Source organism: Brevibacterium sp. OS20, assembly GCF_056837565.1.
Genome location: NZ_CM166367.1, coordinates 2413884 through 2427677 on the forward strand (window position 1 = coordinate 2413884; position 13794 = coordinate 2427677).

General features: G+C 66.8%; 10 protein-coding genes. All 10 read right to left on the reverse strand.

What is annotated here, in order from left to right; genetic code table 11:
* The 10 genes from ftsZ to ACVZTU_RS10885 all read right to left on the reverse strand — a co-directional run bounded on the left by ftsZ (position 1) and on the right by ACVZTU_RS10885 (position 13770).
* A complete protein-coding gene (ftsZ, locus tag ACVZTU_RS10840) occupies positions 1 to 1188 on the reverse strand; it encodes a cell division protein FtsZ (protein WP_139469770.1) in 1188 nt (395 codons plus the stop codon).
* Positions 1189 to 1458: 270 nt separating this feature from the next.
* Positions 1459 to 2214 (reverse strand): cell division protein FtsQ/DivIB, encoded by a 756-nt coding sequence (locus ACVZTU_RS10845; RefSeq protein WP_482400378.1) that lies wholly within the window; start codon positions 2212 to 2214, stop codon positions 1459 to 1461.
* A 5-nt stretch (positions 2215 to 2219) separates the two neighbouring features.
* Positions 2220 to 3635, reverse strand: coding sequence for a UDP-N-acetylmuramate--L-alanine ligase (gene murC / locus ACVZTU_RS10850; RefSeq protein WP_376906506.1), 1416 nt, complete (start codon positions 3633 to 3635; stop codon positions 2220 to 2222).
* Between the two features lie 2 nt (positions 3636 to 3637).
* Entirely contained in the window at positions 3638 to 4738 is a 1101-nt protein-coding gene (locus tag ACVZTU_RS10855) for a UDP-N-acetylglucosamine--N-acetylmuramyl-(pentapeptide) pyrophosphoryl-undecaprenol N-acetylglucosamine transferase (protein ID WP_482400379.1), read from the reverse strand.
* Position 4739: 1 nt separating this feature from the next.
* Complete coding sequence (gene ftsW / locus ACVZTU_RS10860; protein ID WP_181271722.1) at positions 4740 to 6350, reverse strand: putative lipid II flippase FtsW; 1611 nt, start codon at positions 6348 to 6350, stop codon at positions 4740 to 4742.
* A 1-nt stretch (position 6351) separates the two neighbouring features.
* Positions 6352 to 7872: a UDP-N-acetylmuramoyl-L-alanine--D-glutamate ligase gene (gene murD, locus ACVZTU_RS10865; RefSeq protein WP_248284066.1), complete on the reverse strand. Its 1521-nt coding sequence runs from the start codon at positions 7870 to 7872 to the stop codon at positions 6352 to 6354.
* The gene (mraY, locus tag ACVZTU_RS10870) at positions 7865 to 8953 is read right to left on the reverse strand and encodes a phospho-N-acetylmuramoyl-pentapeptide-transferase (RefSeq protein ID WP_139469765.1); all 1089 of its coding nucleotides are present in this window, start codon (positions 8951 to 8953) and stop codon (positions 7865 to 7867) included. Before mraY ends, murD begins: the two co-directional genes overlap by 8 nt.
* A complete protein-coding gene (locus ACVZTU_RS10875) occupies positions 8950 to 10416 on the reverse strand; it encodes a UDP-N-acetylmuramoyl-tripeptide--D-alanyl-D-alanine ligase (RefSeq protein ID WP_139908251.1) in 1467 nt (488 codons plus the stop codon). The genes mraY and ACVZTU_RS10875 overlap by 4 nt, the downstream gene beginning before the upstream one ends.
* Position 10417: 1 nt before the next feature.
* The gene (locus ACVZTU_RS10880; RefSeq protein WP_482400380.1) at positions 10418 to 11989 is read right to left on the reverse strand and encodes a UDP-N-acetylmuramoyl-L-alanyl-D-glutamate--2,6-diaminopimelate ligase; all 1572 of its coding nucleotides are present in this window, start codon (positions 11987 to 11989) and stop codon (positions 10418 to 10420) included.
* Positions 11989 to 13770 (reverse strand): peptidoglycan D,D-transpeptidase FtsI family protein, encoded by a 1782-nt coding sequence (locus ACVZTU_RS10885; protein WP_139908253.1) that lies wholly within the window; start codon positions 13768 to 13770, stop codon positions 11989 to 11991. Before ACVZTU_RS10885 ends, ACVZTU_RS10880 begins: the two co-directional genes overlap by 1 nt.
* Positions 13771 to 13794: the final 24 nt, after the last annotated feature.

The window sequence follows — 13794 nt, forward strand, 5'->3', positions numbered from 1 at the left end:
TTACTTGAGGAAGTCCGGGATATCGAGGTCGGAGTCGAAGTTCGAGCTGCTGCGTTCGCCCGGCAGCGAAGCGGGAATCTGGTGTTCCTCGCTGCGGCGCGGCGCAGGTGCAGGCTCGTCGGCTTCGGGGGCCTCGGGCTCGGATTCGGCGATGACGGGCGACTCGGACTCGGTCTCGGCCGGAGCGGCGGCCGGAATCGGCGCGGGGATCTGGTCGGATCCGGCGACCTCAGCGTTCGGGGAGGTGTTGTCGAATCCGGCGGCGATGACGGTCACTCGGCATTCGTCGCCGATGTTGTCATCGATGACGGCGCCGAAGATGATGTTCGCCTCGGGGTGCGCGGCCTCCTGGACCAGGCGTGCGGCCTCGTTGACCTCGAAGAGACCGAGGTCGCCGCCGCCGGTGATGCAGAAGAGCACTCCGTGGGCGCCGTCGATGCTGGCTTCCAGCAGCGGGGACGCGATCGCGGATTCGGCCGCCTGCACGGCACGGTCGTCGCCGGTTGCCGCACCGATGCCCATGAGCGCGGTCCCGGCATCCTGCATGACCGACTTGACGTCGGCGAAGTCGAGGTTGATCAGACCCGGGACCGAGATGAGGTCGGTGATGCCCTGGACACCGGAGCGCAGCACCTCATCGGCGGAGCGGAATGCTTCGACGACGGAGACGCTGCGATCGGAGATCGAGAGCAGACGGTCGTTGGGGATGACGATGAGGGTGTCGACCTCTTCGCGCAGCGCCGCGATGCCGGCTTCCGCCTGCGCGGAACGACGGCGTCCCTCGAAGGTGAAGGGGCGGGTCACGACGCCGATGGTCAGAGCGCCGAGCGACCGGGCCACGCGGGCCACGACCGGGGCGGCACCGGTTCCCGTGCCGCCGCCTTCGCCGGCGGTGACGAAGACCATGTCCGCGCCCTCGAGAGCGTCGCGGATGGCGTCTTCGGAGGATTCGGCGGCCTTCTTGCCGATCTCCGGGTCTGCGCCGGCGCCGAGGCCTCGGGTCTGGTCGCGGCCGATCTCGAGCTTGACATCGGCGTCGGAGAGGACGAGAGCCTGGGCGTCGGTGTTGATCGCGATGAACTCCACGCCGCGCAGGCCGACGTCGATCATCCTCTGTACAGCGTTGACACCGCCGCCGCCGGTTCCGGCAACTTTGATGTCCGCTCCGGATTGTGGGAATTCAGCCAAGTCGGTTCCTCGTCTCAAGCGCTTGCGCTCCGCAGGGTCTGCGTGCGCATTCGGTCTGTGTTCTCTGCCCTGAGGCTATTGGGCGGGGCAATCTCACTGCAACCATTCTCGCCGGAGTGTCGGGGTTCGGCCAAACTTCACACCCGGTGTGTCGGGGCCAAACGGAGGCAATCGCAGCGACTGGCCCATACGGGGCAGCTCACGGAGGCCCGGGGCGGCCGCGGCGAAGTGTTCGACACCGGCTCGGACCGACGACCGGCCGGGTGGGACTCAGTCGGTCACGGGCACCGAGGGCACGGAGACATCGATCTCGGTGCGGCCCTCGGCGGCCAGCTGGGCGGCGGTGCGCACCTTGAGGCTGGAGTCCGAGGAATCGCCGAAGACGACCGTGGCCTTCTGCTTTCCGGTGTCGAGGCGTCCCTTGAGGCTCATTGCGTCCTTGGCCTCGATCGTCACCAGCTGACGCCTCAGCTCCGGTCGCAGTTCGCCCATGAAGCGAATGACCGCGGAGACGGTCTCTCTGTCCGGCTGGTGTCCTCCGCCGCTGAGCACCGTGAGCTTCTTCGGTGCCGTGTCGACCGTGCCGAGGTCGACGGCTTCGGAGTCGTAGAGGCGATAGCCGGATTCGCCTCTGATGGCGATGACGGGGGTGCGATCGGTGATCTCGATCTTCAGCGCCCTGGGACCCGCGTAGTGGACGGAAGCCGCCTCGGCTTTCGGGAATTCCTCCAGCACGGCGTCCTCGACGCGACCGGGACGCACCTGCGGAAGCGGTCGGCCGCCCTGGTCGTCGAGCACGGAATTGCTGACCTCATCGGTGTTGAGCAGTCGACTGCCGCTCACCTGCACCTTCTGCAGGGACAGCAGGGGCGAGAACCAGGCGACGGCGACGAGCGCGATGAGGGCGGCCACGATGCCGATGCCGATGAGGCGTCGACGCCAGGTCTTGAGGCGGCGGGCCCGAATGACTCCGGTGAGGTCCGCGGTGGAGTTGTCACCGGCCTGAGCCGGGGGAAGCGGCACCATGGGCGTCAGCCCTCCAACGCGCTCAGCAGCTCGGGCCCGAGGATGGTCACGTCACCGGCACCGACAGTGAGCACGAGATCGCCTGGCTTCACGCGAGCTGCGACGAAGGGGACCGCCTCGGCGAAGGACTCCAGGAAGGTCACGTTCTCGTGCGGGACACGGTCGGCGATGAGCGCGCCGGTGACTCCGGGCACGGGATCTTCGCGCGCAGGGAAGACGTCGAGGACGACGACCTCATCGGCCAGACCGAGGGCCTGTCCGAATTCCTCCCGGAATTCCATCGTCCGCGAGTACAGGTGGGGTTGGAAGACGGCCCAGACCCGTCCCCCGTCGGTGACGACCCCGCGGGCGGCGCTGAGCACCGCGCGCACCTCGGTCGGGTGATGGGCGTAGTCGTCGATGACGCGCACGCCGGCGGCGATTCCGCGTTCTTCGAAGCGGCGGCGGGTGCCTCCGTAGCCGGCGAGACCCGTGGCCGCACGTTCGACATCTGCGCCGAGGCTGTGCGCCACGGCGATGGCGGCGGTGGCGTTGAGTGCATTGTGCATCCCCGGCTGCCGCAGTTCGACTCGCAGCTCGCCGTCCCGGCCGGGCAGGTCGAGGACGAAGCTCGAGCCGATTCCGGAGTCGAGGTCACGCAGCACGATATCGGCATCCTCGGACGTGCCATAGAGGACGACGTCGGCTCCCTGACTGCGGGAGTGCAGGGCGACGTCGTGGGAGCCGGGGTCGTCGGCGCAGGCGATGATCGTTCCACCTCGGGTCTGGATGCCGTCGCAGAACTCGATGAAGGCTTCGCGCACCTTCTCCGGGGTGCCGTAGTGATCGAGGTGGTCGGCTTCGACGTTCGTGAGGATGCCGATGGCCGGTTCGTAGAGGAGGAACGATCCGTCGGATTCGTCTGCTTCGGCAACGAAGACGTCTCCGGTGCCCAGATGGGCGTTCGTGCCCGTCGTCGACAGCACTCCCCCGATGACGAAGGACGGGTCGACTCCACAGGCCTGCAGCGCCACGGTGGTCATCGACGTGGTCGTGGTCTTCCCGTGGGTGCCCGCCACGGCCACGGCCCGCCGGTCGACCATGAGCGAAGCGAGCGCTCCGGAGCGGTGGAGGATGCGCAGTCCCCGGCGCTGTGCTTCGACGAGTTCGGGGTTGTCCTTGCGGATGGCCGATGAGATGACGAGAGTATCGGCCTCGCCGAGATTGTCGGCCGAATGCCCGATCGCGACCGTGGCGCCCAGGGTCCGGAGAACGTCGACGACGTTGGATTCCTTCGCGTCCGAACCGGAGACGGTGACTCCGTTCATGACCATGATCCGGGCGATTCCGGACATTCCCGATCCGCCGATGCCGATGAAGTGGACGGCTCCGAGTTCGCCGACGGGAACGATGTTCGCGGGGCTCGTGTTCGCAGAGGTCATGGTCAGCCTTCCAGCGCGCGGTTGACGATGGCGGCCATGCGGGCCGCGGCATCGGTGGGGTAGTTGAGATGCAGTGCCGCCTGGCTCATCTGCGTCAGACGGGGCTCGTCGACCAGCAGCGGCAGAATGGTGTCGACGACCGTCGACGGTGAGAATTCTGCATTGTCGACCATGAGTGAGGCACCGGCCGAGACGCTTCCGGAGGCGTTGAGGCGCTGTTCGCCGTTGCCGATGGCCAGCGGCACGTAGACCGCCGGGACTCCGGCGACCGTGGCTTCGGAGACCGTGGCGGCACCGGAGCGGGCGACGAGCAGATCGGCGACCGCATAGGCCCGATGCATTCCGTCGACGTAGTCCACGACGTGGTAGTCGGGCAGCTCGGCCGCCGCCTCCCGCAGGGCCTCGCCCTTCCCGGCTCCCGTGATGTGGAGGACTTGGACGCCGGCCTCCTGGCACGCGGTTGCGGAGGCCAGGAAAGCTTCGTTGATCTTCTGCGCACCGGAGGATCCGCCGGTCACGACAAGGACCGGACGGTCGTCGCGCAGCCCGAGATCGGCGCGGAACGCCGCGCGCTGTCCCGCGTCGCGGCGGTCGAGATCCGTGATCTCTGTGGGCATGGGCATGCCGACGAGGGTGGAGCCCGGCAGCTCGGTGTCCGGGAAGGTGATCCCGACGCGCCCAGTGGTGGTCAGTCGGGCGCCGAGGCGGTTGGCCATTCCCGGCTTCGCATTGGCTTCGTGGACGATCAGTGGGATCTTCGCCTGTTTGGCGGCGAGGAAGGCCGGCGGGCAGACGTAGCCGCCGACCCCTACGACGGCGTCGATGCTGCGGGAGGCGATGATCTGCTTGACGGCGGAGATGTTGCCGCGGAAGCGTCCCGGGAATTTCAGCAGGGCGGGACTGATCGACCGCGGCATGGGCACCTTGTCGATGGTGAGCAGTTCGAACCCGGCGCGCGGTACGATTTCGGCTTCGAGTCCGTCGGGGGTGCCCAACGCCACGACATCCCAGTCGGGGTGCTGCCGGCGCAGCTCACGGCCGATCGCCAGCATCGGCGAGATATGGCCGGTGGTGCCTCCACCGGCGAGGAGGATACTCGTCATCTCATTTCCTTTTCTTGCGGGCAAGCACGGCGAGTGAGGATCGCAGACGTTCCTTGTTGGCGGCGATGGCCGCCTCGGCGCCCGGTTCGGTGCGAGCGAACGACAGCACCACTCCCACTGCGAGGAGTGAGGCGATGATCGAGGAGCCGCCGTAGGACACGAACGGCAGCGGCAGACCGATGACCGGCAGCAGTCCGGTGACGACGCCGATGTTGATTCCGGCCTGCCCGATGATGAGGGCGAAGAAGCCGGCAGTGGCGACCTGGACCATGAGACTGTTCGAACGCATCACCACGCGGACCATGGCGAAGCCGAGGACGGCGAAGATGAGAATGACGACGAGGGTGCCGACGAGGCCCAGCTCCTCTCCGATGATGGCGAAGATGAAGTCGTTGTGGGCTTCGGGCAGCCAGGACCATTTCTCACGGCTGGCGCCGAGCCCGACCCCCAACCATCCGCCGGAGGCCAGCGAGAACAGTCCGTGGTTGGACTGCCAGGCTTGGCCCATGGTGTCTGCAGCGCTCTGGTCCGCGTGACCGGTGAGCATCGCCTGGATGCGGTCAAGACGGTTCTGGGAGCTGAGGACGAAGAAGGTGACCGCCGCGGCGAGCACGCCGCCCAGGAGGATGAAGTACTTCATCGGGAATCCGCCGACGAACAGGCAGACGACGGCCATGGCCATGATGACCAGGCCGGTGCCGAGGTCGTTGCCGGCCACGACGAGTCCGGCGGCGCCGAGGACTCCGGGCACGACGGGAATCATGGCGTGGCCGAAGGTGGTCATCTTCCCGGCCTTCTGGGCGAGGATGAAGCCGAGCCACAGGGCGAGGGCGACCTTGAGGAACTCCGAGGGCTGGATCTGGAATCCGCCGAACCCGATCCAGTTCGCATTGCCCTTCGTCTCTTTGCCGAGTCCGGGGACGAAGACCGCCGCCTGCATGAGGAGTCCGCCGATGATGGCGAACCATGCGATCCGCTTCCAGAACTGCAGCGGCATCCGGCTCGCGATGTACATGAGGACGAGGCCGACCCCGGCGAACATCGCCTGCTTGTTGAAGTAGGCGAATGAGGAGCCGGCTCCCCCGTCGTAGGAAGTGATCGATGAGGCGGAGAGCACCATGACCAGGCCGAGTCCTGTGAGCAGGACGACGGAGGCGAGGATGAGGAAGTAGGTCGTCAGCGGGTGCGCGGAGAGGCTGGAGATGTCATCGCGCAGATGGATCCATGCCTTCTTGAGCACCGAGGCGGTCTTGTTCTTCCCCGCGGCCTTCGCAGGCTTCTTCGAGGTGGCCTTCGCGGCACTCTTCCCCGCGGCCTTCGCAGGCTTCTTCGCCGCCCCCGCCTTCGGTCTGGAGTCGCGTGCGGCAGATGCCGACCTGCCGGTTCCTGACGAGCGCCTGCCTGCGGTCGTCGTCGGCGCTGTCTTCGCGGCAGACGCTGTGCCGGCAGACTTCGCGTTTCGCGCCTTCGGTGCGGTCTTGACCCCCGTCTGCTGCCGCCCGGTCGTCGACCGTGACGTGGTCGACGTCGTCGGAGCGGATGCGGAGACAGACGTCCTCGCCAGCTTGCGGCGGCGGCGTTCATCCGCCTTCGCGGTGGTCTGCCGTCCCATCTCAGCGCTCCAGGTGCGAGTTGACGGCCTCGGCGAAGAGGTCGCCGCGAGTGTTGTAGTTGAGGAACTGGTCCATGCTCGCGGCTGCCGGTGCCAGGAGAACGGTGTCTCCGGCTTCGGCCAACCGTGCGGCTGCGTCGACGGCGGCCGCGGCGACGGCCTCTCCGCGGCGTTTCGGGACTCCGGAGTCCACGGCCAGGGCCGGTTCGATCCGGACGACTTCGAGGTCGGGGATGGTCGCGGCGATGGCCTCACGGTAAGCCGAGTCGTCCGATCCGATGAGCACGAGTGCCTTCAGCCGTTCGCGGTGGTCGGCGAACAGCGAGGTGAAGTCGGCGCCTTTGGGCAGTCCCCCGGCGATCCAGATGATCGAGTCGAAAGCGGCCAGCGAGGCATTCGCGGCGTGGGTGTTCGTCGCCTTCGAATCGTCGACCCAGCGGATGCCGTCCGCTTCGGCGACGGTGACCATGCGGTGGGCGCCGAGCGAATGGTTCTGCAGTCCCGCGGCGATCGCCTGACCGGGCACGTCGATGGCGCGGGCCAGACAGGCTGCGGCCAGAGCATTGGCGACCTGGTGCGGGGCGGGCCGCGAACCCGCGACCCCGGTGGCCGTCGCCACATCGTCGAGGGAGGCGAGTTCGGCGGCCGATGAGTAGCGCTGCGGAATGAAGGCTCGGTCGACCAGCAGGTCCTCGACGACACCGAGCTCGCCGGGGCGAGGCACACCGGTGGTGAAGCCGATGGCCTTGGCCCCTTCGATGACGTCGGCGTCCTCGACCATGTGCAGAGTCACCTCGTCGGCGCAGTTGTATACGCAGGCGAGCTGCGCATTGTGGAAGATCTTCGCTTTGTCTGCCGCATAGGCTTCGGCGCTGCCGTGCCAGTCGAGGTGATCGGGAGCGATGTTGAGCACGGCTGCGGCGTCGGCGCTCATCGACTCCTGCCAGTGCAGTTGGAAGCTCGAGAGTTCGATCGCGAGGACCTCGAGCCCGGGTTCGAGCACGGCTTCGAGCAGCGGGGTGCCGATATTGCCGCAGGCCTTGGCCTTGAGCCCTGCTGCCAGCAGCATCGATTCGAGCATCGTAGTGGTCGTCGTCTTGCCGTTGGTGCCGGTGATGGCGAGCCATTTGGCGTCGTTGGTGCCGCGGATCCGCCACGCGAGTTCGACTTCGCCGATGACCGGGATGCCGGCCTTCGCTGCGGCCGCGAGCACGGGCTGGTCCGGGCGCCATCCTGGTGAGGTGACGACGAGGTCGAGTTCGCCTTCGGGCAGAGCTTCGACGTGTTCGGGTCCCCGTCGGATGTCGACGTCGAAGACCTCGAGGATCTGCGCCTTCTCGCTCACATCGGCGGTGGCGTCGCCGTCGATGACGATGACATCGGCGCCGCGTTCGCCGAGGTGGACGGCAGCGGGGAATCCCGTCACCCCGAGACCGGTGACGAGGATGCGCAGTCCTGCCAGGGATGAACTCGGTCCGTGCAGTGCGGCCGGGATCTCCTTGGTGGTGGGTTCATCAGCCAATGCGCGCCACCCAATCGGCGTAGAACAGGCAGATTCCGGCGATGACGAAGAGGGCGGCGATGATCCAGAACCTCACCACGATCGTCACTTCGGCCCAGCCCTTGAGTTCGAAGTGGTGCTGCAGGGGCGCCATGCGGAACACGCGTTTGCCGGTGGTCTTGAAGGAAGCGACCTGGATGATCACCGACAGGGTGATGATGACGAAGAGTCCGCCGAGGACGATGAGCAGCAGCTCGGTGCGCGACATGATCGCCAGTCCGGCGAAGGCACCGCCGATGGCCAGCGAACCGGTGTCGCCCATGAAGATCTTCGCCGGCGAGGTGTTGAACCACAGGAAGCCGAAGCAGGCAGCGGCCATGGCGCCGGCGACCATTGCGAGGTCGCGGGGGTCGCGCATGTAGTAGCAGGCGTTCGTGGCCTCGGACATGAGGTTGCAGTTCTGGGTCGACTGCCAGGTGCCGATGACGACATAGGCGGCGAAGACGACCACCGAGGCGCCGGCGGCCAGTCCGTCGAGGCCGTCGGTGAGGTTCACCGCGTTCGAGACAGCGGTGACGATGAGGTTCGCCCAGATGACGAACAGGATGAGGCCGAGGATCGCCGAACCGAAGGCGAGGTCGAGGTTCGTGTCGCGGATGAACGACACCTTCGTCGACGCCGGGGTCTCACCGAAGGAGTTCGGGAACTGCAGCGCGAGCACGGCGAACGAGATTCCGACGAAGGCCTGGCCGATGAGCTTCGGCATGGGGCGCAGTCCCAGTGACCGCTGCTTCTTGATCTTGATGAAGTCGTCGAGGAAGCCGACGACCGCCAGTCCTGCGGCCAGCCACAGCACGAGCAGACCCGACGCTGTGGGCACGGAACCGGTGAACAGGTGTCCGAGCAGGTAGGCGAGCACTGCGGCGCCGATGATGACGACTCCGCCCATGGTCGGGGTTCCGCGCTTCGTCGCGTGCGAGGTCGGACCGTCGTCACGGACGAACTGGCCGTACCCTTTCTTGACGAGCACCCGGATGAACAGCGGTGTCCCGACGAGAGCGAAGATGAGAGCCAGGCAGGCTGCGAGCAGTACGGCAATCATTGGGCCCCCGATACTCCGGCGATTTCGTCTCCCAGATAGCGCAGACCGGCATCGCGGGAGGATTTGAACAGAACGATGTCGCCGGGAGCGAGTTCGGCGCTCAGAAGGTCCTTCGCCTCGGCCGCGGTGGCGACCCAGGCCGCCTCGTTGCCCCAGGAGCCTTCGAGGTTCGCAGCGTTGAAGATCGGCTTCGCGCCCTCTCCCACGACGATGGTGCGAGTGATGTTGAGGCGCACGACGAGTTCGCCGATGTCCGAGTGCGCGGACACCGATTCGGACCCGAGTTCGAGCATCTCGCCGAGCACGGCGAAGGTGCGACGTGGGCTGTTCTCCTCATCACCGCGGCCCATCGAGGCCAGGGTCTTCAAGGAGGCCCGCATGGATTCGGGGTTCGCATTGTAGGCGTCGTTGAGCACGGTCACGCCCGACGGCGAATCGATGAGCTCCATCCGCCAGCGACTGGCCGCCGAGGAGGTCGACAGCGTCGTGACGATCGACCTGGCCGCTACGCCGCAGGCGTGGGCGATGGCGGCTGCCGCCAGAGCGTTGCCGACGTGGTGCTCGCCGATGAGCGCCAGACGCACATCGCGGGGCTCCTCACCGGGCAGGGTGAGGGTGAACGTCGGATGACCGGAGGAATCCGTGGACACCGAGGTACCGCGCACGACCAGGTCGTCGGCACCGACCCATTCGGGCAGGGACTCACGCTGTGAGAACCACAGGGTGGTCACCTCTGGAGCGAGCACCTCGCGCATCGCCGATACGCGGGTGTCGTCGGCGTTGAGCACGGCGGTGGATCCGGCCGTCAGAGACTCGACGAGTTCGGCCTTCGCCCGCGCGGTGTTCTCGATCGAACCGAAGACTCCGGAGTGGGCGGTGCCCACGGCCAGCTCGACGGCGATATCTGGTCGGATGAGGCTCGTCAGATAGGCGAGGTTGCCGATCGACCGTGCGCCCATCTCGAGGACGAGGAAACGGGTGGTTTCGACCGCACGCAGAGCCGTCAATGGGACTCCGACCTCGTTGTTGTAGGAGTTCGGCGGCCACACGGTCTCCGCCTCACCCGAGAGCAGATCCGCGGCGAGGTCCTTCACCGTGGTCTTGCCGACGGAACCGGTGATCGCGATGACAGTGAGTTCGCCGTCTGTGCGCAGGCCTTCGATGCTGTGCTTGGCCAACTGGCCGAGCGCTTCGGTGGCATCGGCGACGACGACGACCGGCAGAGGTTCGTCGTCGATGGTGGGGACGGATTCGCCGATGATCAGGGCCGCTCCCGCCTCGACGGCGGCGGCGGCGAATTCGATGCCGTCGAAGCTCTCGCCTCGGCGGGCGACGTAGATATCGCCGGGTCCGACTTCTCTCGAGTCGGTCACCACACCGGCGGTCAATGGGGTCTCGGGGTCGATGCCGTACAACTCGCCGCCCAGGGCGGTTGCGATTTCGGCTGCAGTCAGTCGCTTCATATCATCTGTGAACTTTACCTGGTTGTGCGCCGCCCAGTCGCATGGACAGCGCTGAGCGTGTCCTGGCCCGGTCGTCGAAATCGGTGACCGTGGTGCCCACGGTCTGGCCTGTCTCATGCCCCTTGCCCGCGATGAGCACGGTCGCCGAGGCGTCTGCTTCGGCAATCGCCTCATCGATGGCGGCACCGCGGTCGGGGACCTCGATGATCTTTTTCACACGGGCCCGTCCCGCATCCACCTCGGCGTCGATTCCCTGCCTGATGGCTGCACGGATCGTGTCGGGATCCTCGGTGCGCGGATTGTCGTCGGTGAGAACGATCACATCGGCTTCACGTGCCGCCGCCTGACCCATGCCGAAGCGCTTGCCGCGGTCGCGGTCGCCTCCGGCGCCGAAGACGATGATGAGCTCATCGGAGTCGGCGTGGAGCGTCGCCAGCGCCTTCGCGATCGCGTCGGGGGTGTGCGAGTAGTCGACGATGGCCCGCGGCAGGATGTCCGGGTGGGATTCGCTCAGCGCCCGCGGACCGGAGACATCGATGATCTCCATCCGTCCGGGCACCGTGGCCACGAAGCTGCGGCCGATGGCATCGATCTCTTCGGCACTGACGCCGGCCTCGATGAGCATCGAGGCTGCCAGGGCCGTATTCGTGACGTTGAAATCGCCTGGCAGCGGTGAGCGGAGCTGGATGCTCTCCCCGTCGTCGAGGTGGAGCACGAAGTCCGAAACGCCTGGGGTGTGCTCGATGCGCCACTGGCTGCGTTCGTCTCGTCCCAGCGTGCGCACGGGCACCTGTGCGGCCGCCGTCATCCGCTCGCCCCATTCGTCTTCGACGACGATGACGGCTTTGTCGGAGAATGTGCGGGTGAACAGCTGGGCCTTCGCCTCGAAGTACTCCTCCATCGTGTTGTGGAAGTCGAGGTGATCCTGGGACAGGTTCGTGAACCCTGCGACGCTGAAGTGAGCCCCGTCGACGCGGTGCTGGCTGAGCGCGTGGGAGGAGACCTCCATCGAACAGGTGTCGACCTCGGCCGCGCGCATCTTCGCGAACAGGGCGTGCAGTTCGGGGGCCTCCGGAGTCGTGCGCACGCTGGGCACCGTATCGCCGGCGATGAGGATGGCGACCGTGCCGATGACGGCGGTGCGATGGCCCAGTGCCGCCAGCATCCCGTCGGCCAGGTAGGTCGTCGTCGTCTTCCCGTTCGTTCCCGTGACTCCGATGAGCTCCGGCACCGAGGTGGTCCCGTAGACGGCTGCGGAGACGAACCCGAGCACGGCGCGGGGTGCTTCGACGATGAGAGCGGTGACTCCGGCGAGCAGGTCCCGGTCCGCCTCGTCCGTGCTCAGCGCTTCGGTGATGAGCTGCCAGCCGGCGTCGTCGGTGAGGATGGCGTCGACCCCGGCGCGGATCAGCTCGGGGCCGAACTTCGCACCGTGGACGTTCGCTCCCGGCAGGGCGGCGTAGAGCTGGCCGGGTGAGACCGCACGCGAGTCATGGGAGACTCCGGTGACCTCTGTCTCGGGGTCACCGTGGAGGGTGCCGGGTGCGATCGGCAGCAGCTGTGAAAAGCGCATCATTTCCATTCTCGGGCGGGCAGGTCGGGCTTCTGCGTCGACGGTGGGATCTTGAGATGCCGCATGGCGAAGCCCGCGACATCGGAGAACACGGGGGCTGCGGCCTGTCCACCGTAGTAGCCGTTCCGAGGACGTTGCAAAGTCACCGAGATCGCGAGTTCGGGATCTTCGGCGGGCAGGACGCCGACGAAGGAGGCGGTGTATCCGTCATAGCCTCCGCCCTCGGCTGCCGGTGCCTGCGCGGTGCCGGTCTTCCCTGCGACCCTGTAGCCGGAGACCTGGGCGGACTTGCCCGTGCCTTCGGCCACGACGCCTTCGAGCATCCGCAGGGTCTCGTCGGCGGCCTTCTTGCTGACGACGCGTTCCTTCTCTCCTGCGGGGGTGGAGATGGTGCGTCCGTTCGGGGAGATCATTCCGTCGACGAGGCGGGAGGGCACGTGGACTCCCCCGTTGGCGATGGTGGAGATGACGTCGGTCGTCTGGATCGCGTTCGCGGCCACACCCTGACCGAACATCACGGTGTACTTCGTACGTCCGTCCCACTCCTCGTACGGATGCAGGATGCCCGAGGTCTCGGCCGGGAAGTCGATTCCCGAACTGGTGCCGAAGCCGAACTTCTTCATGTATTCGTAGCGCTGGGCTTCGGTGAGTTCCTTGCCCGCCAGCACGGTGCCGGTGTTCGAGGATTGGGCGAGGATTCCGGCGAAGGTGAGCTTCTCGTCGGGGTGCTCGTGGGAGTCGCGGAACTCCTCGTCGTTCGGTGCCTTCCACTTGTCCGGGACGGTGAACTCCTGTTCGGGAGTGACGAGTCCCTGGTCGAGCAGCGCTGCGGCGGTGACCATCTTCGCGGTCGAACCGGGCTCGAACATGTCGGTGAAGATGCGCGAACCGCGGTCGGGGCCGTCGACCTTGCCCGGGGAGTTCGGGTCGACGGTGGGAGCATCCGCGGCGGTGATGATGCGTCCCGTCTTGATCTCTTTGATGACGATCGACGCGGATTCGGCTTCGTGCTTCTTCCGCTGCTCTTCGATGGCCTGCTGTGCGTAGTACTGCATCGCCGGGTCGATCGTCGTCTGCAGGCCCTGGCCGTCGACGGCGTCCTTCATGTTGTTGTCGCCGAGAGGGATGATCTCTCCGCGTGCTCCGCGTTCGTACTGCTGCTGGCCGTCCTTGCCCGACAGCTGTTCGTCATAGGCCGATTCGAGACCGGCCTGGGCCGTGCCGTCGGAGCTGAGGAACCCGACGAGGTTGCCGGCGACTCCGCCGGCAGGGTATGAGCGCACGGAGTACTCCTCGGCGGAGATGCCGAGGACCTCGAGCTTCTTCACCGCACGCCAGGTCTCCGAGGTCAGCCCCTTCGCAACGGGGTTCCATCGCTTGTCGCCGACGAGTTTCGGATAGAGGACACCGGGGTCGGTCTTCAGCGGCTTCGACAGGGCTTCGGCTGCGCCCCAGGCTCCGACGAGCTTGCCGTCGACTTCGTACTGGGCGACGTTCTGCTGATCGACGACGAGCTGGTAACGGGAGACGCTGTCGGCGAGCACTGTGCCGTCGGCGGCCAGGATCTGTCCGCGATCGGCCGGCAGGGTCCGAGTGACCAGGCGATTCGACAGCGCCTTCTCCGCCAGCTTCATCGAATCCATACCCTGGATGGATACGAGGCGGACGGAGGTGATGAGGAGGACGAGGACCGACACCGCGGCGATGAAGCCCATCCGCCAACGCAGATCGGGGCCACCGCCCTTGCGCTTCTTCTTCAGTCGGGTCTTGGCTGGGCCCATAGCTTGAGTCCTCGGTCCTTGGTG

Bases quoted from the DNA above. Each gene is read 5' to 3' on its own strand.
- ACVZTU_RS10845 (WP_482400378.1), bottom strand. From the start codon at position 2,214: ATGGTGCCGCTTCCCCCGGCTCAGGCCGGTGACAACTCCACCGCGGAC.
- murC (WP_376906506.1), bottom strand. From the start codon at position 3,635: ATGACCTCTGCGAACACGAGCCCCGCGAACATCGTTCCCGTCGGCGAA.
- ACVZTU_RS10855 (WP_482400379.1), bottom strand. From the start codon at position 4,738: ATGACGAGTATCCTCCTCGCCGGTGGAGGCACCACCGGCCATATCTCG.
- ftsW (WP_181271722.1), bottom strand. From the start codon at position 6,350: ATGGGACGGCAGACCACCGCGAAGGCGGATGAACGCCGCCGCCGCAAG.
- mraY (WP_139469765.1), bottom strand. From the start codon at position 8,953: ATGATTGCCGTACTGCTCGCAGCCTGCCTGGCTCTCATCTTCGCTCTC.
- ACVZTU_RS10875 (WP_139908251.1), bottom strand. From the start codon at position 10,416: ATGAAGCGACTGACTGCAGCCGAAATCGCAACCGCCCTGGGCGGCGAG.
- ACVZTU_RS10880 (WP_482400380.1), bottom strand. From the start codon at position 11,989: ATGCGCTTTTCACAGCTGCTGCCGATCGCACCCGGCACCCTCCACGGT.
- ACVZTU_RS10885 (WP_139908253.1), bottom strand. From the start codon at position 13,770: ATGGGCCCAGCCAAGACCCGACTGAAGAAGAAGCGCAAGGGCGGTGGC.